Source organism: Cupriavidus pampae (assembly GCF_914271485.1).
GTDB classification, from domain to species: Bacteria; Pseudomonadota; Gammaproteobacteria; order Burkholderiales; family Burkholderiaceae; genus Cupriavidus; species Cupriavidus pampae.
On sequence record NZ_CAJZAG010000011.1, the window covers coordinates 76092 to 94655 of the forward strand.

General features: G+C 62.9%; 19 protein-coding genes. 11 read left to right on the forward strand and 8 right to left on the reverse strand.

The window, feature by feature from the left end; genetic code table 11:
* Window positions 1-43: 43 nt before the first annotated feature.
* Entirely contained in the window at window positions 44-1174 is a 1131-nt protein-coding gene (locus tag LDO41_RS25860; protein WP_223993551.1) for a DSD1 family PLP-dependent enzyme, read from the forward strand.
* Window positions 1175-1194: 20 nt separating this feature from the next.
* Here LDO41_RS25860 and LDO41_RS25865 read toward each other — a convergent pair whose 3' ends face one another.
* Entirely contained in the window at window positions 1195-2154 is a 960-nt protein-coding gene (locus LDO41_RS25865; RefSeq protein ID WP_223993552.1) for a Bug family tripartite tricarboxylate transporter substrate binding protein, read from the reverse strand.
* Between the two features lie 114 nt (window positions 2155-2268).
* Here LDO41_RS25865 and LDO41_RS25870 point away from each other — a divergent pair, with 114 nt between their 5' ends.
* Entirely contained in the window at window positions 2269-4038 is a 1770-nt protein-coding gene (locus LDO41_RS25870) for an ABC transporter ATP-binding protein (RefSeq protein ID WP_223993554.1), read from the forward strand.
* A gap of 75 nt (window positions 4039-4113) precedes the next feature.
* On the opposite strand, the gene LDO41_RS25875 is transcribed toward LDO41_RS25870, so the two are convergent.
* Both LDO41_RS25875 and LDO41_RS25880 read right to left on the reverse strand, forming a co-directional pair.
* Complete coding sequence (locus LDO41_RS25875) at window positions 4114-4623, reverse strand: hypothetical protein (protein ID WP_223993555.1); 510 nt, start codon at window positions 4621-4623, stop codon at window positions 4114-4116.
* Window positions 4624-4693: 70 nt separating this feature from the next.
* The gene (locus LDO41_RS25880) at window positions 4694-5797 is read right to left on the reverse strand and encodes an enolase C-terminal domain-like protein (protein WP_223993556.1); all 1104 of its coding nucleotides are present in this window, start codon (window positions 5795-5797) and stop codon (window positions 4694-4696) included.
* Window positions 5798-5901: 104 nt separating this feature from the next.
* Here LDO41_RS25880 and LDO41_RS25885 point away from each other — a divergent pair, with 104 nt between their 5' ends.
* From LDO41_RS25885 to LDO41_RS25895, 3 genes are all read left to right on the forward strand, one after another.
* Window positions 5902-6558, forward strand: coding sequence for a FadR/GntR family transcriptional regulator (locus LDO41_RS25885; RefSeq protein ID WP_223993558.1), 657 nt, complete (start codon window positions 5902-5904; stop codon window positions 6556-6558).
* Between the two features lie 67 nt (window positions 6559-6625).
* Window positions 6626-7546, forward strand: a complete 921-nt coding sequence (locus LDO41_RS25890) for a ketopantoate reductase family protein (protein WP_223993559.1) — start codon at window positions 6626-6628, stop codon at window positions 7544-7546.
* 154 nt (window positions 7547-7700) lie between these two features.
* Window positions 7701-9035 carry an epoxide hydrolase family protein gene (locus tag LDO41_RS25895; protein ID WP_223993560.1) on the forward strand — a complete coding sequence of 445 codons (1335 nt, stop codon included), beginning with the start codon at window positions 7701-7703 and terminating at the stop codon, window positions 9033-9035.
* 70 nt (window positions 9036-9105) lie between these two features.
* On the opposite strand, the gene LDO41_RS25900 is transcribed toward LDO41_RS25895, so the two are convergent.
* A complete protein-coding gene (locus tag LDO41_RS25900; RefSeq protein ID WP_223993561.1) occupies window positions 9106-10125 on the reverse strand; it encodes a sulfate ABC transporter substrate-binding protein in 1020 nt (339 codons plus the stop codon).
* A 131-nt stretch (window positions 10126-10256) separates the two neighbouring features.
* On the reverse strand, window positions 10257-10853 hold the full coding sequence (locus LDO41_RS25905) for a TetR/AcrR family transcriptional regulator (protein ID WP_223993562.1): 597 nt from the start codon (window positions 10851-10853) through the stop codon (window positions 10257-10259).
* Between the two features lie 72 nt (window positions 10854-10925).
* On the opposite strand from LDO41_RS25905, the gene LDO41_RS25910 reads away from it, so the two are divergent.
* Window positions 10926-11726, forward strand: coding sequence for an SDR family NAD(P)-dependent oxidoreductase (locus LDO41_RS25910; RefSeq protein ID WP_223993564.1), 801 nt, complete (start codon window positions 10926-10928; stop codon window positions 11724-11726).
* On the opposite strand, the gene LDO41_RS25915 is transcribed toward LDO41_RS25910, so the two are convergent.
* The gene (locus LDO41_RS25915) at window positions 11707-12288 is read right to left on the reverse strand and encodes a redoxin domain-containing protein (protein ID WP_223993566.1); all 582 of its coding nucleotides are present in this window, start codon (window positions 12286-12288) and stop codon (window positions 11707-11709) included. The two genes, LDO41_RS25910 and LDO41_RS25915, sit on opposite strands and share 20 nt — an antisense overlap.
* A 106-nt stretch (window positions 12289-12394) precedes the next feature.
* Window positions 12395-12859, reverse strand: a complete 465-nt coding sequence (locus LDO41_RS25920) for a hemerythrin domain-containing protein (protein WP_223993569.1) — start codon at window positions 12857-12859, stop codon at window positions 12395-12397.
* Window positions 12860-13117: 258 nt separating this feature from the next.
* Here LDO41_RS25920 and LDO41_RS25925 point away from each other — a divergent pair, with 258 nt between their 5' ends.
* Complete coding sequence (locus tag LDO41_RS25925; RefSeq protein WP_223993571.1) at window positions 13118-13879, forward strand: SDR family NAD(P)-dependent oxidoreductase; 762 nt, start codon at window positions 13118-13120, stop codon at window positions 13877-13879.
* 165 nt (window positions 13880-14044) lie between these two features.
* On the forward strand, window positions 14045-14302 hold the full coding sequence (locus tag LDO41_RS25930; protein ID WP_223993572.1) for a hypothetical protein: 258 nt from the start codon (window positions 14045-14047) through the stop codon (window positions 14300-14302).
* A gap of 49 nt (window positions 14303-14351) precedes the next feature.
* On the opposite strand, the gene LDO41_RS25935 is transcribed toward LDO41_RS25930, so the two are convergent.
* Window positions 14352-15419 (reverse strand): zinc-binding metallopeptidase family protein, encoded by a 1068-nt coding sequence (locus LDO41_RS25935; RefSeq protein WP_223993574.1) that lies wholly within the window; start codon window positions 15417-15419, stop codon window positions 14352-14354.
* Between the two features lie 272 nt (window positions 15420-15691).
* Between LDO41_RS25935 and LDO41_RS25940 the strand changes: the two genes are divergently transcribed.
* The 3 genes from LDO41_RS25940 to LDO41_RS25950 all read left to right on the forward strand — a co-directional run bounded on the left by LDO41_RS25940 (window position 15692) and on the right by LDO41_RS25950 (window position 18558).
* Window positions 15692-16129 (forward strand): glycosyltransferase family protein, encoded by a 438-nt coding sequence (locus LDO41_RS25940; protein ID WP_223993576.1) that lies wholly within the window; start codon window positions 15692-15694, stop codon window positions 16127-16129.
* A gap of 83 nt (window positions 16130-16212) precedes the next feature.
* The gene (locus LDO41_RS25945; RefSeq protein ID WP_223993581.1) at window positions 16213-16446 is read left to right on the forward strand and encodes a hypothetical protein; all 234 of its coding nucleotides are present in this window, start codon (window positions 16213-16215) and stop codon (window positions 16444-16446) included.
* A 153-nt stretch (window positions 16447-16599) separates the two neighbouring features.
* Window positions 16600-18558: an ATP-binding protein gene (locus LDO41_RS25950; RefSeq protein WP_223993582.1), complete on the forward strand. Its 1959-nt coding sequence runs from the start codon at window positions 16600-16602 to the stop codon at window positions 18556-18558.
* Window positions 18559-18564 lie beyond the last annotated feature (6 nt).

Below are 18564 nucleotides of genomic sequence, written 5' to 3' on the forward strand. Positions count from 1 at the left end.
CTATAGTGGCGGTGTTGACTGAATATCTACCGCCCGCGACATCATGAGCCTCGACACGCTGAACACCCCCGCCGCCCTGATCGACCTTGCCCGCATGCAGCGCAATATCGACCGCATGCAGACGCGCATGAACGCCCTTGGCGTCAGGTTCCGCCCGCACGTCAAGACGACCAAGTGCCGCGAAGTGGTGGAGGCGCAGATCGCGGCTGGCGCGCAGGGCATCACGGTCTCCACGCTGAAGGAAGCCGAGCAGTTTTTCGAAGCCGGCGTTCGCGACATCGTCTACGCGGTCGGCATGGCGCCGACCAAGCTTGCACAAGCGCTGGCGCTACGTCGCAAGGGTTGCGACCTCAAGATCGTGGCCGACAGCGTGCAGACCGCCGAAGCCATTGCCGCATTCGGACGCACGCATGGGGAAGCGTTCGATGTATGGATCGAGGTCGATGTGGATGGTCATCGCTCGGGCATTCCGCCGGAGAGCGATACCCTGCTCGAGGTCGGCCGTGTGCTGGCGGAGAGTGGCATGCGGCTGGGTGGCGTGATGGCGCACGCGGGCTCCAGCTACGACTACAACACGCACGAGGCGCTCGTGAAGATCGCGGAGCAGGAACGCGCCGGCACCGTGCGCGCCGCCGACCGCCTGCGCGCGGCCGGTTTGCCGTGCGACGTGGTCAGTATCGGCTCCACGCCCACCGCACTCACCGCCGAACAACTGGCGGGCGTGACCGAGGTACGCGCGGGGGTGTACGTGTTCTTCGATCTCGTCATGCACAACGTCGGCGTGTGCGAAACCGCCGACATCGCGCTGTCCGTACTCACGACCGTGATCGGACATCAGACCGACAAGGGCTGGGCCATCGTCGATGCTGGCTGGATGGCGATGAGCCGCGACCGCGGCACGCAACGCCAGCAGCATGACTTCGGCTATGGGCAGGTGTGCAACGAGAACGGTGCGCCGATCGACGGTTACACCATCAGCGGCGCCAACCAGGAACACGGCATCGTGTCGCGCACCGGGTCACCGGACCTCGAGATTGCCACCCGCTTCCCGATCGGCACGAAGCTGCGCATCCTGCCGAACCATGCGTGCGCAACGGGCGCGCAGCATCCCGAGTACCAGGCTGTCAGCGCGGATGGTTCGGTGCACACGTGGCCGCGCTTTTATGGCTGGTAACCCTCGCGGCCGGTAGCAGATCAATCCGCCGTCGCGCCCGAACGCTTCACGACGGTCGCCCACTTCCGGATCTCGCCGTCGATAAACTTGCTGGTCTCGGCCGGCGTCAACGGCATTGGCTCCGAGCCGCGATCGGTGATGAACTTGCTTAGCTCGGGCGATTGCAACGCCTTCACGGCCTCCGTATTGAGCAGGCTGAGGGTCGCGGGCGGCGTGCCTGCCGGGGCCATCAGCACGGCCCAGCCAAGCGCTTCGAAGCCCGCGACGCCTTCTTCGCGAACGGTCGGCACCGACTGTAGCTGCGGCACGCGCTTCGCCGTGGTCACCGCTAGCGGCACGGCCTTGCCAGTGTTGATCAACGGCATGGCGGCCGTCACGGAGTCCACCATCAGCGGGATCTGATTGCCGAGGAAGTCCGCCTGCGCGGGGCCGCTACCCTTGTAGGGGATATGCACAATGAATACGCCCGCTTGTGCCTTCAGCATTTCCGCCGACAGATGCTGCGTGCCACCGATACCCGCACTCGCGTAGCTGTACTTGCCCGGCGCGGCCTTGGCCTTGGCGATCAGTTCATGCAGAGACTTGAAGCCCGACTGCGGCGTGGCCAGAAACACCAGCGGCACCGAGAACACACCGGTTACGGGTGCAAAATCGTGCAGCGGATCGTAGTTGACCTTCTTGTAGAGCGTCTGATTGATGGCCATCGCGCTGCCACCCATCACGAGCGTGTAGCCATCGGCCGGCGACTTGGCCGCGACCTCCATGCCGATATTGCCGCCCGCGCCCGCGCGGTTCTCCACGATGATCGACTGGCCAAGCTGCTTGCCGAGCTTCTCGGCGAGCGCGCGCGCGAAGATGTCGGTGGCCTGTCCCGGCGGGAATGGCACGATCAGCTTGATGGGTCGATCAGGATAGGCAGCGTGGGCAGTACCGGCGATGGTCAGCAGCAGCGCGGCGGCATGCAGGCGCGATGACTTCAATGGAGTCTCCTCGAATGGTGGTCGTGATGCGACGTCTCTCGGTAACGTCTTGAAGAGAGAGGCTACCATAGAGGCCTTCATCCGGACCTTCACCCGAACAGGAGTGATGACTGCATGACGGAGCTTGCTACCCCCGATATCCCCGACGCGCCCGACGTCCCTGCGCATCCGCGCGCGGTCGGCCTTGGCAGCGCGGCACGCGATCTGTATCGCGCGCTCTGGCAGCATGCCCACGGCGTGCGTGCCCATATGCTCGGCGCGGCGGGGCTGCTGTCTGCTGCACAGTTGCTGCGCCTGACCATGCCATGGCTGGCCGCGCAGGCTATCAACGCGCTGCAGCAGGGCGACATGTCCACTGCGGGGCGCTGGATCATTTACCTGATCGGTATTTATCTGTTGTCGTGGCTGCTGCATGGCCCGGGCCGCGTGCTGGAACGCAACGTCGGCGTACGCGTGCGCGAGCGGCTGGCCGATCAGCTCTATGCGCGCATCACGTCGGCGCCGCTGGCGTGGCGCGATGGCCATCACTCCGGCGAGTTGCAACACCGCGTGGTGCAGTCCAGCCGCGCGCTGTCGGACTTCGCGCAGAACCAGTTCGGCTATCTGCAGAGCGCCTTCAACTTCGTTGGTCCGATCGTTGCGCTGGCGCTGCTGTCGCACACCAGCGGCATTATCGCCGTCACCGGCTATGTCATCGTCGCGCTGATCATCCTGCGGTTCGATCGCACACTGATGCATCTGGCCCGCGCGGAGAACGATGCGGAACGCCGCTACGCGGCCGCGCTGCTCGACTTCGTTGGCAATGCCGGCACGGTCATCGGCTTGCGGCTGCAGGCGGCCTCGCGCAAGCTGCTCGACCATCGCATGGCGGCCGTGATGGCGCCACTGCGCCGCGCGGTCATGGTCAACGAAGGCAAATGGTTTGCCGTCGACATTCTCGGCATGGGGCTGACGTGGATTCTGGTCGTGGTGTACGTATTGCAATCGCGCCAGCCTGGGCAAGCGGTGCTACTGGGCACGATCTTCATGATCTACCAGTACGCGCAGCAGGCCGCGACCGTGGTCGGTGCGATGGCATCGAACTTCCAGAGCTTTGCGCGCATGCATACCGACTACGGCAGCGCCGAGCCGATCTGGGCGGCCCCGGGCGATCCGGATGCGGTCGTGCCCGAGCTCATACCCGATGCCCCATGGCAGACGCTGGCGCTGCGCGGCGCGACCTGGCGTTATGCCGATGACGCGCGGGGTGGGCTGCATGGCGTGGATCTGGTGCTGCATCGTGGCACGCGCGTCGCACTGATCGGCCCCAGTGGCGGAGGCAAGAGCACGTTGCTGCGTACGTTGGCTGGGTTGTACCGACCGCAGCAGGGCGAACTATTGCGCGATGGCGTGGCGAACGATTGGGCCGAACTGCGTACGCTTGCCACGCTGATTCCGCAGGAGGCCGAAGTCTTCGAGGCCAGCGTCGAGGAGAACCTCACGTTCGGCGAACCGGCCGAGGCGGCGGCGCTGCAATCGGCGGTCCACACGGGCGTGTTCGATGAAGTGTTGCAGCGCATGCCGGATGGACTGGCCAGTCCGCTCAACGAGCGCGGTAGTAACCTGTCGGGTGGCCAGCGTCAGCGGCTGGCACTGGCGCGCGGCGCGCTGGCATCGCAAGGGAGTTCGCTGCTGCTGCTCGACGAGCCGACCAGCGCGCTCGATCCACAGGCCGAAGGCCGCGTGTTCGACCGCATGTTCGCCGCGTTTCCGACGACCTGCATCGTGGCGTCGGTGCATCGCCCTAGCCTGCTTGCGCGCTTCGACACCATCGTCGTGGTGGAAGCCGGCCGCGTGGTCGATGCCGGTCCGCGCGATGAGGTATTGGCCCGCCGCACGGCTTGATGGGTACCTCGCGCGGCTTGATCGGTCCGTCGCGCGGCTGGATGGGTCCGTCGCGCGGCGTGGGGACCGTTCAGCTCAGCGGATCTTGCCGAAGCCGTCGGCGGCCCAGCGGCCGGCGCTCTCGCGCGTCAGCCGGAAATCCGGGCGCACGTTGGTGGTGGCCAATACGTCGCCGAGCGGGTTGAGCGCGATGAGCGTGCCGAACGGTTCGAACTCGTCCGGCGTAATCGTCAACCGGACCGAGACGACATCGTCGCCGAAGTCGATCGACACCTCCTTGTTGAGCTGCGCGTGCAACTGCTGCTCGTGCCGGCGAATCACCTCGGACGCGGTCTTCACCAGCGTCTGATGCGCAGTAGCATCGAGCGGCTTCGGGTCGACCTTGTTGCGACCCATGGTCCAGGGTCCGACGAGCGCGGGCTCGGCGCTGCCATCGCGAATCATCTCGACGGCCCAGCCTTCGCCATCCTCGTTCTTGATGACGCGTGCGGTCCAGCCCTTGTCGCGCCAGAGGCGAGGCTCGTGAATCTGATCGGGCTCGTCTGCCGATGCTGCCGAATCGATGGTGTCGTTGTGCTGTTGCATGCGTGCTGCCCGAAATGCTGTGCGGGCGTGGATTTTAGCCCAGTCGGCAGATCCGGCGCCAATGCGGGGCTCAGTCGGCGCGGCAGCGTTCGATACCGGCCTTCGACCATTGCAGGCCCAGGCCGGGACGATTCGGCGGCGCGATCTTGCCATCGACGATCTGCAGCGGCTCTTCGAGGATCGAATCGGCCCAACTCGTGTATTCGAGCCAATGCGCCGTGGGCGTGACGGCCAAAAGGTGAATGCTGATCTCCGGGAACAGATGCGTGGATACCGGCACGCCGCGCGCGGCGGCAATCGCGGCGCCGCGCAGCCAGCCGCTGACGCCACCAATACGCGCGATATCGAGCATCAGGTAATCGGCCGCGCGGTTGGCCACGACATCGAATACCGAATCGGGGCCGTCGAGATTTTCGCCCAGCTGAACCGGCGTCTCCAGCGCCGCCGCAATGGCCGCATAGCCGGCCAGATCGCTGTGGCGGATCTGCTCTTCGAGCCAGTAGATGTTCAGTCCATCGAGCGCGCGTCCACGCTGGATCGCGTCGGGGACGGTCAGCCCCTGGTTGTAGTCGACCATCACCGCCACGTCGTTGCCGAGCGCAGCGCGTACGGCCGTTGCCACTTCGAGGTCCACGCGCGCATCGGCGTGGCCCAGTCGCAGCTTCACGGCGTTGAAGCCGGGCTCCAGCAGACGGATCGCTTCTTCGGCCGCATCTTTTGCCGGCATCAGCCCCAGCCCATCGCTGTTGTACGCCGGGAGCGGATCGAGGTTGCCGCCGAGGAACGTGGCAAGCGGCATATCGGCGGCCACGGCCAGCGCGTCCCACAGCGCGATATCGATGGCGGCCAGCGCCATGCGCGCCACACCGGTCACCCCCAGCAGCGCATAGCGTCGTCCAAGGAATTCGGCGATCTTGCCCGGCGCGGCTTCCATGCCGTTGATCAGCTCCGCGGCTTCCCTGATGACTTCGGCAATCGCGCGCGCGCCACTATCGCGATAGCAGAACAGGTAGCTGCGGCCGACCACGCCCTCCTTCGTTTCCAGATCGATGAGCAACAACGGCGCCGCGGTCATACGGGCCGCAGTCGTGCCCAACGGAAACTTCATCGGCACCTTCACAAAACGGGTGCGGATCGCGGAGATGTGCAGCAAGGGGCGAGCAACAGAGGTCACGGTGTTTCTCCAGGCAGGGGGCAGTGATAGAGTGTGAACCAATCCATCCAGAATTTAACCAATCCTAATCCAATGACACCAGAATCGCCAAATTGGTTGACCAAATGAAAGCCGACGCCGCCGTGGAAAAAGTGCGCAGCCACCTGCTGCGCGGGAATGCGGAAGATGGCGCCAAGCTCCCCACCGAGCGGGCGCTGGCGGAAACGCTCGGCGTCTCGCGCAACGTCGTGCGGAAAGCGCTCGCCGCTATGGAGATGGAAGGCCGCGTGGTACGCAAGGTCGGCAGCGGCACCTATCTGGCCCATCAGCCACGCCGGGCGGGTATGACGAGTGACGTGCTGGACCTGAGCCCCAAGCAGATTGTCGAAGCGCGCTTGGCGGTGGAGCCCAATCTCGCGGCGATGGCGGCAATGAACTGCACCACCCATGATCTGGCGCACCTGACCGAATGCGCGCAACGCTACCATCTGGCCGACGATTTCGAAACCTACGAACAGGCCGATCAGGGCTTTCATCGCGCGATCGCGATGGCCACCCACAATCCGCTTCTGGTCCGCGCCTACGAAGCCTTTCTTGCGGCCGATGAAGAGATCGAATGGGGCAATATCCGCCAGCGCCTGTTGACGGCGGAACGGCGTGTGGCCTCCCGACGCGAGCATGACAAGATCGTCGCGGCGATCCGCAGCCGCGATGCCACGGCCGCGTACAACGCCACGCGCGAGCATCTGGAGCAGATCACGTCGGCGCTGCTCCGGCCTTGACACCTGCCATTTGTCGTACCAGAATTAAACCAATTATTGATATTGGTTAACCAATTGGAGACGGCAAATGAAGATTGCAATCATCGGATCGGGCGGTGTGGGCGGCTTTTATGGTTTCAAGCTGCAGGAGGCGGGTCACGACGTGACCTTCGTCGCGCGCGGCGCGCACCTGAAGGCGATGCTGGAAACCGGTCTGCACATCGAGCGCGATAGCGGCGAACTGTCGTCGATCAAGGTCAAGGTGACTGACGACATCAAGTCGCTCGAGCAACCTGACCTCATCATCATCGCCGTGAAGCTGTGGGACCTCGAGAGCATCGCGCAGGAGCTCAAGGCGATTGCCGGCCCCAATACCGCTGTACTGTCGCTGCAGAACGGCGTGATCAAGGATCTGGTGCTGCGTCGGGTGTTTGGCGAGGAAGCGGTCATCGGCGGCGTGGGCTATGTGGCCACCACCATCGGCCGCCCCGGCGTGATCCGGCAGACGGGCGCGTTGCAGCGCGTGACGCTCGGCGAGTACGACGGCAAGCGTCGCGAGCGTACCGAAACGCTGGTGAAGAGCTTTGCCGATACCGGCATCGATGCGCTGCTGTCCGATGACATCCAGCGCGTGCTCTGGGAAAAGTACGTGTTCCTGGTCGGCCTGTCCTCGATGACCTGCCTCACGCACCTGACCATCGGCCCGATCCGCGAAAGCGAAGGCAGCCGCGGCGTGCTGCGCTCGGTCATCGCGGAAGGCGTACAGGTGGGCCGCGCGCACGGCGTCAAGTTGCCTGAGGACTATGCGGACCAGTGCATGAAGCTCGTCGACAACCTGCCCTACACGATGACGTCGTCGATGTTCCACGACCTCGAGAAGGGCAACCGCATCGAACTGCCGTGGCTTGGTGGCGGTGTGGTGTCGCTGGCAAAGGATGTCAACGTGGCTGTGCCCGTCAACACCCTGATCGCGAATGCGCTCTCGCCCTATGTGAACGGCCGGGGTTGAGCCGTCGTGCGCCGGCAGGTGGTGTTGTTCCTGCCTCGCACAAGTCTTGTACGCCCGTTACCGTTCAACTCCTGCTCAGGATTTCCCATACTGATCTCGCAACCACGCGGTGTTCGCGCCGCGCTCGAGACAACTCAGGAAATCAGGAGCAGTCATGTCAAACACCAACCTTCCCGCAGCGACGTCGCGCAGGCACTTTATCGGCGCGGCCGCTGCTGCCGTGGCAACGGCATCCTTCAGTGGACTTGCCTTTGCCGATGAGAATCCGTCCCTCATTCAGATAACCGGTGCGTCGGGCGACAAGCCGGCCGTTGCCGAGGCCATCCGCCCGCTGCGCGTACACGTGCCGGAGGCCCGGCTCACCGATCTGCGTCGGCGCATTCGCGCGACGCAATGGCCCGAGCGCGAGACCGTGACCGACGCCACGCAGGGCGTGCAGCTCGCGACCATGCGCAAGCTCGCGCAGTATTGGGCGTCAGGTTACGACTGGCGCAAGGTGGAGGCGCGCCTCAACGCCGTGCCGAACTTCGTGACCGAGATCGACGGGCTCGACATTCACTTCATTCACGTCCGCTCGAAGCACGAGAACGCACTGCCGATCATCATCACGCATGGATGGCCCGGTTCGATCATCGAGCAGTTGAAGATCATTGGGCCGTTTATCAATCCGACCGCGTACGGCGGTACGGCAGCCGATGCGTTCGATGTGGTGATTCCCTCGCTGCCGGGACACGGCTTCTCGGGCAAGCCCACCGCAACGGGCTGGGATCCCGCACGCATCGCGCGCGCGTGGGTCACGCTGATGCAGCGCCTTGGCTACACGCGTTACGTCGCGCAGGGTGGCGACTGGGGGAATGCGGTTACCGAGCAAATGGCATTGATCGCCCCGCCTGGATTACTTGGCATTCATACCAACATGCCCGCCACGATTCCGGACGATATTGCCAACGCACTGAAGGCCGGCGGCGATGCCCCCGCAGGGCTCGGGACCGACGAACGGCATGCGTACGCGCAGCTCGACACGTTCTACAAGCATGGTCTCGGCTATGCACTGGAGATGGCCAACCGCCCGCAAACGCTGTACGCGCTGGCGGACTCGCCGGTCGGCCTCGCGGCGTGGATGCTCGACCACGATGCCGCGAGCCAGGCGCTGATCGCGCGCGTGTTTGCCGGGCAGTCGGAAGGGCTGACGCGCGATGATGTGCTCGACAACGTCACGTTGTACTGGCTGACCAATACGGCGGTTTCTTCCGCGCGGCTGTATTGGGAGAACAAGCTCAACTTCTTCGCACCGAAGCACCTGACCATCCCGGTCGCGGTCAGCGTGTTCCCCGACGAAATCTACGCGGCGCCGCGCAGCTGGGCAGAGAAGGCGTACCCGAAGCTGATCCACTACAACCGCCTGCCCAAAGGCGGCCACTTCGCGGCGTGGGAGCAACCGCAGGCCTTCACGGCAGAGGTGCGGACGAGCTTCCGGTCGCTGCGATAGGCCCACACACTGACCGCTGTTTTTTAGCAGAGGTGGGGGGGCGCAACGCGTCTCCCCCCGGACAACGTCCTTACTTGCGTGCCTGATAAAGCTGATCGAACTCGCCGCCGTCGTTGAAGTGGCGCGCCTGGGCCTGGGCCCAGCTGCCGAACACTTCATTGATCGAGAACAGCTTGATCGGCTTGAACAGGTCCGCATGGGCCTTCAGCGCGGTGGCCGAACGCGGGCGGTTGAACTGCTTGGCAATCACTTCCTGCCCCGGCTCCGACCACAGGTATTGCAGATAGGCGGTGGCCTGCTTGCGCGTGCCGCGCTTGTCCACCACCTTGTCCACCACGGCGACCGGCGCTTCCGCGATGATCGACTGGCTCGGGTAGACCACCTCGAAGTTGTCGCCCAGTTCCTTGCGGATCTGATGGACTTCGCTTTCGAAGGTCGCCAGCACATCGCCGATCTGGCGTTGCGTAAAGGTGGTGGTGGCCCCACGACCGCCGGTGTCCAGCACCGGGACGTTGCGGAACAGCTTGGTCACCGCTTCACGCGCCTGCGCTTCGGTGCCACCCTTGCGGATCATCGCACCCCACGCGGCCAGATACGTATAGCGGCCGTTACCGGAGGTCTTCGGGTTGGGTACGACCACCTGCACGCCCGCGCGGCCGAGATCGTCCCAATCGAGAATCTTCTTCGGGTTGCCCTTGCGCACCAGGAACACGATCGTCGAAAAATACGGCGATGCGTTGTTCGGCAACCGGGTCTTCCAGTCCTTGGCGATGATGCCGCGCTGCACCAGCAGGTCGATGTCAGTCTCCTGATTCATCGTCACGACGTCGGCCTCCAGGCCATCGGCAACGGAGCGCGCCTGCTTGCTGGAGCCGCCATGGGACTGGTTGACCGTGATCGTCTCGCCGGTGTCCTTCTTCCACTGCGCGACGAAGCCAGGGTTGACCTCCTTGTAGAGCTCGCGCGTGACGTCATACGCGGCGTTCAGGATCGTGGTGTCCGCCAGTGCGGCAAACGACAGACCCGACAGCGATGCCGCCACGAGGAGATTGCGAAGACTGCGCGACCCGAGAAATTCCAATGCGGACATGGTTTTGTAGGTAGATAGCCGCCGTGAACCCGGCGAGGTCGCGCGGCGGGATCACCCATGCGCCGTGCCATTCTCCAATGTCACTCATAGCACCGCAAAGATGATTTTCTAATGTCGATAGACGAATAAGGTTATAAAAAGGCCTGATCCGCCTCACCGATGGCGACGATCAATAACGCCTCGATGCGTCGCGCGAGGTCTTCGGGCGTGGTGCGTCGCAGTGCGCCAAGCTCGATGACCTGCCGCATCAGTTGGATGCCGGCGATGATTCCCAGAAAGATCGCCGCGCGCTGGGATGCGTCGGCACCCGGCAGCACCGCCGCGAGCGGCCGTGCGAAATGCGCGTCGATCTTCTTGCGCAGGATCGCCGTGGCCTGCGCGTTGTTCGAGGAGCGCAGCATGATCAAAAAGCCATCCATCGGCGTGATATCCGGCGACGTACGCGCTACCAACGAGGTGGCAATTTCGCGGCACAACGCCGCGAGGTCCGTGGCGTGCTTCATGGTTTCGCGCGTCAGAATGCCCGGCGCCGACAACACCCCCTCCAGTACCTCCTCGAACAGTTGCTCCTTCGAACCGAAGTAGCGGTTGACCAGCATCGCCGTAACGCCCGCGTTCTCGGCGATCTCCCGCACGCCCACGTCATAGCCGGATTGCGTGAACGCCTGACGGGCCGACTCCAGAATCGCCTGGCGCGTCGCGGCACCCTTCTTCCCCAGTTCTCGCATAATTAAACACACGTATACTTTTGATGCCATAAATTCTACACTGGTAGAACTTTATCAAGCTGGATGCATGGCATGGATCTGAATCTGAACGGAAAACGCGCGCTGGTCACCGGGTCGAGCGCAGGATTGGGCGAGGCGATCGCGAAGCTGCTGGCGGCGGAAGGCGCGACGGTGGTGGTGCACGGCAGAGATGCCAATCGCACTCATACGGTGGCTGCAGCCATCAAAGCCGCAGGCGGCGCGGCAGAGGTGGCACTGGGCGATCTCGCCACCGACGAAGGCGCCGATGCCGTGGCAGCACAGGCGCGGAAAGGCGGCGAGATCGATATCCTCGTCAACAATGCTGGTTACTATCACCATCTGAACTGGACCACCGCGCTGCCGGAGACCTGGGTCGAGACCTATCAGGTCAACGTGGTATCGGCCGTGCGTATGATCCAGCGACTGGTGCCCAACATGCGCGAGCGTGGCTGGGGCCGCGTGATCCAGATTGGTGGCGGCCTCGCCGGGCAGCCGGTGCCGATGCAGCCGGACTACAACGCATCGCTCGCCGCGCGTCATAACCTCGCGGTATCGCTGGCGCGCGACCTCAAGGACACGGGCGTGACGTCGAATGTCGTGGCGCCCGGCGCGATTCTGGTGCCGGCGGTCAGGCAGTTGCTGGAAGCCATCGCGCCCAAGTTCGGCTGGGGCGAGAGCTGGGAGGAGATCGAGCAAGGCTGCGTACGCGACCTCGTACCCAACGACGTCGGCCGTCTGGGCCGTCCCGATGAAATTGCCGGCGCGGTGGCGTACCTGTCGAGCCCGTTCGCTGACTACATCAGCGGCGCCACGATCCGCGTCGACGGCGGCACTATTCGTTCGGCATTCTGATGGCGCAGGCGCCCGATGCGCAGTCGTCCGCGCTGCGATCGGCGCCACTGCCAGCCGACGTCGCCGACGCACCGGTCGCGTCCTCGCGTGCCTCGAGCACCAACTCGGCAATCTGCGCACCAAGCGTCAGGTCACTGATCGAACCAAAATGTTGCTGACGCAGATTGCCACGCGCATCGATCAGGATCAGCGTCGGCGTGCCGCGCATATCGTACGCCCGCATCGTCTGCGGCACGCCATTGCGGCCATCGGGCATATCCACTCCTACCGGGAACGGAATCCGGTATTCGTGCAGGAACGCGCGCAAGGCGGTGGGCGTCATCGCTTCGTGATGCTCGAACACCGTGTGCAAACCCACGACCACGACTTCGGATGACGAAAACGTCTGATGCACGCGCTGAGCCTGCGGCAACCCATGCGAAACGCAGCCCGGACACAGCATCTGAAACGCCTCGAGCACCACGACCTTGCCGCGCAGCGCTGCAAGAGTTAGAGGCTTGTCGGTGTTGAACCACTGCTGGACCACCCATTCCGGGGCAGGCTGAAAATGACGTTCGCGCATGATGGAATCTCCGGCTGCATGACAGGATCAGTATGCAACCGGAGACACCGCGCGATGCCTCAATTCGTCCAGATTAGCTATCAATTCGTACAGCATCCGGCGCCGCTCAAGCAGGCTCGCCAAGCAGCTCCATCTTCCGGGCTTCCAGACGCGTCGCAATCTCGCGCAGATCGATCTTTGCCTTGATCACGGCCGGGAACAGTTCGCCTTCCTCTTCCTCGACGTGGTGACCCACGTACTCGGTCAGCACCTTGTAGTTGGCGTCGAGCATCTCCGAGTCGCCTTGCTGGATTTTCTGGATCAGCGACTTGGCCACGTCATGCTCGACTTCCGCTTCATCGAGCATGTCATCGACCTTGTCCGATGCGCCGCGCAGGGCCGGATAGAAGATCTCTTCCTCGATCTGCGCATGCACGCTGAGCTGCTGGCAGGTCTCCGCGGCGATGGCCTGTTTATCGGAATCCTTCTTCGCGGCCTCGAACTCCTTGAAGAGCTTCTTCACCGCGCGATGGTCATCCATCAACAGAGCCAGCGCTGGGCGTTGCTCGACCGGAATTTTTGACTTGTCCATGTGAATCTCCGTGGGGAAAGTTGCAATCGGTACGCCGATACCGCGGCAAATACTTGGTTTGCCGTTGCGGCCTGTTCCTTCAGCAAAATGCGTACCGGCCACGCTTACGCGTACAAATCTGCGGTCACTGCATTTTTGCTTGCGTCTGGCGCGCACAAAGCGCGGTGCAGACCTCGCCACAGCGCCGCATGATCGTGACGGCTGCTGCAGGGTATGGAACTTGCGCGCAGGTCTCGTGAACTTTATGGGAACGAGATCATGAAACGGTTCGAGAACAAGGTAGTCATCGTGACCGGAGCGGGGTCGGGCATCGGTGCCGCCACCGTGCGCAGATTTGCCGCGGAAGGCGCCAAGGTCGTACTGGCGGGACGCACACGCGAAAAGCTGGAGAGCGTGGCCGCGCAATTACCGAAGGAGAAGTACCTCGTGCGGGTGGCGGACGTTAGCGACTATGACCAGGTGGAAGGACTCGTCCGTGCGACGATCGACAAGTTCAGCAGGCTGGACGTGATGGTGAACAACGCCGGCGTTGCGTCCGAAGGCCGCGCGACCGAGGATAGCGTCGACGCCTGGCACAAGGTGATATCGATCGACCTCGATGGCGTGTTCCACGGCGCGCGCGCGGCGCTGCCCCATCTGATCAAGACCAAGGGATGCATCGTCAATACCGCGTCCGTGTCCGGTCTCGGCGCCGACTGGAACATGAGCTTCTACAACACGGCGAAAGGCGGTGTGGTCAATCTGACGCGCTCGCTCGCATTGGACTATGGCCGCGACGGCGTACGCATCAACTCGGTATGCCCTTCGCTCACACGTACGGACCTCACCACCGACATGTTCAAGGACGAGGCTCTGATCGCGAAATTTCGTGAGCGCATCGCCCTGGGTCGTACCGCCGAGCCCGAAGACATTGCCGATGTGATTGCCTTTCTCGCCAGCGAGGACGCGCGCTTTATCACCGGCGTGAACCTGCCGGTGGACGGTGGACTGAGCGCATCCAACGGCCAGCCCCCGCAATAGAAGGGAGCGCCCGTGCGGCGCCTGGACTTGCGCGGCACCGGAAATAATCAGACATAGACTGACAGGGCCAGTCGCCAAAGAGGCCTACCATGAACCCCACCACCGGATGTTCTTGCCGCGATACCGTATCGTGCCGCGCATTCAGCGGGTTTATCTGGGGACAATGTGACAGATCGGGCCGAACCAACCACCGAGGCCTACCGCGGGCTGCTGCTGCGCATGCACGTGTTTCAGGCCGCGCGCGGCGCCACCGCCTTGAAACGCACCGATTGGGACTATGACGTAGCGATTATGGACAGCGATGGCGCCCTGCTCTCCGGGCCGTTCTATTCGTCGTCCGGCTACGGCACGCAGGGCGATGCACAAGACGCCTGCGCGCGACGCGGAAGGATCGTCGTCGACGTGCTGCTGGCGGACGCCTGAGCGCTCATCGGCTGAGCACTCATCGGCTGGGCTCTCATCGGCTGGGCTCTCATCGGTATTGCCCGCATGCATTGATCACCCGATGCACGAATCGGAGTTTGTTCACCGCCGTTGGCGACAGTGAGAACGGATAGGCGTCCGGCAAGCCCAGACTGCGGTTGAGGCTGTTCATGACGTACGTCAACGGTTGCCACCGGCCCATCAGGCTGTCGAAGTTTGCGATATCGACGGGCGTGCGATCCGTCAGACCCGGATCGGCATGGGTCGACGGCAGCAATGTGAGCCCGCACCAGTTGGCGGTATCCAGCGTATCCACCATATGCAGGTAGTGCGACCACGTCTCGGCCCAATCTTCGAGCGGATGCATGGTGGCGTAAGCGCTGATGAAACCCTGATACGACGATGGCGCACCGTTCTCGTAATAGCGCCGCATCGCCTCCGCATAGTCGGCTCGTTCATCGCCAAACAGCGCGCGAAACGGCGCGATATCCTCCGACCCTTCTACCAGCCGCTGGAAGTAATAATGCCCGGACTCGTGACGCAGATGGCCCAGCAACGTCCGATATGCCTCCCCCGCCCACGAACGCGTGGTTTCCCGCTCGACATCGTTCGCCTCCTTGATGTTGATGACGATGCGGCCGTTGTCGTGACCGGTTACCACGGGCTCCGTGGCGGATATGTCCTCGAGGAACTCGAAGGTCAGGGGCCCGGTGCCATTGGTGCCCGCGAATTGGGTCGGCAGATGCAACGCGGTAAGCGTGTACAACAAACGCCGTTTTGCCTGTTCCAGACGATACCAGTACAGCCGATTGTCCGGTTTGGACAGCGTCGGGATGATGCGCGTCATGCGGCAGGACTCGCACAACGGGTTGGAATCGTCCGCCGGCACCATCCAGTTGCAGACCGCTTCCTGTGCGAAGTTGGCGCAGCGGCGGAAGTGTTTACCCGATGCATCCGGCAGAGCGGGCAGTATCGACCAGCCATTGGCATCGCTCCCCTCGAACGCGCAGACTTCCTGCATGCCGGGCACATAGCCCAGCAAGGCGTTGCAATGATTGCAGGAGAAGCTCTCGAAGAACACGAGACTTTTACAGTGCGTGCAGTGGAACGTCTTCATTGGCGTGCCTGGCAGGAGGAAGGAGGGAACTACTACAACAGTAAGTGCAAGCTCCGTGCCATATTCCACCCTGTGAGGGATACTTTGGCGATTTAGTTTGTAAGGATGTTAGCTGGAACCGCCATGAGCCACTACACTGGTCAGACACATTGCGTGTTTTTCGTCTCGCGATGTTCCATACGTTTGTACGGGCTCTCCTCCCGCAGCTCCCACCGGTCTCATCGCCGCAAGCGTTGAGATCACGCCTTCCGCATGCCCACAGCGAGCCTCAGATGATCAATAACGAGATCGAGTCCAGCCGAGCAGGCAAGGATTCCACGGCGGCGACTGCCGCGGCACCCTTCGAATTCCTTTGCAAGCTGCCATCCGAGCAACAGGGTACGGCCTACCACGTCGTGGTGGGTTTTCACGATGCATCCCAACGTCAACCAGCGAACATCCGCTTCACGAGCTTCGTGGGCGCGGGACGCCGTTCGTTCGCGGTGTGGACCGTCGAGGCACCGGTGCAGGACGGAGCGTTCAGCACGCCGGAGGCATTGATCCGTCTTGCCATCGCCCAGGCCCTGCGTGATCACCTGTACGACAAGGCGCGCGAAGGCGATTGCGCACTGGACTGGGCCGTTGATCCATGGGACGGCCCCCTGATCCCCGTGGGCCTCGGCGCTGGTCGAAAGGTACGCAGCACCGTCTCTATCTCCGCGAGTAGCTGAGACCGCCACGGCATGGGCGTGCAATCGGAATGGGCAAGGACAGCATGAATCGATCGAGCTGGTTCTGCCAAGGCTATCGAGGCATGTACATCCACGCCGTGGCATTCGAATTGCCCCCCGAAGACGCCAGCCACCAGCAGCTCCCCGGCCCGAAGTGGAACTACCGTATGGCGATTCGCTATACGCCACAACGGGACGACCACATCTTCTGCGACTCGCTCGATTACGACGACGACTACTTCACGCGTGAAGCCGCGGAGCAGGCAGCGCTGTACTACGGCAGATTTGCCATCGACATCATTCATGGGTTGCGGTGAAGGACCGAGTGGGGCCGTTAGCCCTGCCCTGTCCATCGCCATTTCCCGATTTGATGTTCGCGTTGCAATATGCGGACGCCGGTCTTCACCGTTCACCTTCGAGACTGTATAAATCCACAGCATTGCGTGGTTACATGGTCAAGGAGAGGGACGATGGTTGCGGAGCAGGAACGTTCAAAGCCCGTGCTCGCACTGGGTGAACTCATCTGGAACGCTTTCGACGCCGAGGCGAGAACGGTGAAGGTATCGTTCGAACGCGACGACGCCGGCGAACCGCAGGCCGTCATGGTGGAAGACGACGGCGATGGCATTCCCCACGCTGATGCCGCGGAATTCTTTCGCTTCCAGAGCGACTCCTGGAAGAAGACGAGATCGCAGACGCGAACCGGCCGTTTCCTGCATGGACGGGACGGGTGCGGTCGCTTCAAGGCGTTTGCACTCGGGCGCGTAGCGGAGTGGGCGGTTGTTTATCGACGCGATGGCGAGCTGTGGGCCTACACGATTCGCGTATCGGCGCACGACCTCCGCGAGGTGAGGATCAGCGACGAAACTGTGGCAACCGATACGGCGATGCCGGGCGTGACCGTCACGATTCGAGAGCTCATTCAGGACCTTGATGTGCTTGCGCTCAAGGACGGCCGCCAGGCGCTGACGGAAGTCTTCGCCATTTATCTCTCCGATGCGCGAAATAACGCATGCATCGTTCTCGACGGGCGCGTCATCGATTCAGCGTCTGCCATGGCTGGACGAAAGTCGTTCAGCCTGACCGACATCACGATCGATGGCCGAGAATTCTGGGTACGCCTGCACCTGATCGAATGGGACGCGACCAGTCATCAGGCGCTCTATCTCTGCAACCAGCGGGTGTTTCCTCTGATGCAGGTCGATCGTCCTATCCAGATTGGACTATTCCAGTTCTCCGCGTACCTCTACTCGCCCTACTTCGACCTCGCGCTGCAGGCTGACGTCGTGGCCGCGACGGTTGCGGAGGCCCAGCACGTCATCAGGACTCATTTCCGGCTGCGCGCGGCGGAAGAGGCTCGTTCAGTGGTGGAGGAGTGGAAGCACGACGCCGTGTACCCGTTCGCAAACGAGCCGGTCACGCCGATCGAGCGGGTCGAACGTCAGGTGTTCGACATTGTCGCGGTCAATGTGGCGCGCTACCTTCCCGATTTCGGCGCGACACAACCGACGACCAAGGCGTTTCAGCTACGCATGCTTCGGCAGGCAATCGAGCGTAGTCCCGCAGATCTTCAACTGATCCTCGGCGAGGTGCTCCGACTGCCGAGGCGGCAGCAGGAAGAGCTGGCGCGGCTGCTACGCGACACGACCGTGTCTTCCATCATCGGCGCGGCGAAGGTTGTGTCTGACCGGCTGAAGTTTCTCGATGGTCTGGAGGCGATACTCTTCGATGCCGAACCAAAGCGGCGCCTGAAGGAACGATCGCAGCTGCATCGCATCATTGCGCAGAACTGCTGGCTGTTCGGCGATGAGTTTGGTCTCTCGGTGGACGACCAGTCGCTCACGCAAGCGCTGGTGGCGCACAAGAAACTGCTCGATGCCGACATCGTGATCGACGAGCCGGTCAGGCATATCTCACAGACGCGCGGCATTGTGGATCTGATGCTGTCGAGGGCCACCAAGCATCATCGTGCCAACCGGCTCTCGCACCTCGTCGTGGAACTCAAGGCGCCCAATGTGTCCATCGGCCCCGATGAGGTCACGCAGATCCAAGGCTACGCGTTCTCGGTTATCGACGACCCGCGCTTCTCAAGGGTGGGGGTGAAGTGGAGTTTCTGGGTAATCAGCGACGAGTTGAAGCCCTACACCGAGCATCTGGTCAAGGACGAGACCGGCTCGATTCTGGAGAAGCCGAATGTCAGCATCTTCGCGAAAACCTGGGCTCAAGTGCTGGACGACAACCGCGCACGCCTGAAGTTTTTGCAAGACCAGCTCGATATTCAAGCGGATCGCGGTGCCTCGCTCAGGTACCTGCAGCGACGCTACGCGACGTACCTGCAGGGCGTATTCGAAGTTGACGACGCTGTGGAGGACGAGGATGGCTTAGCGCTGGAGACCGATGAGGAAGAAGCCATGGCCTCAGCCTTCTGATAGGGA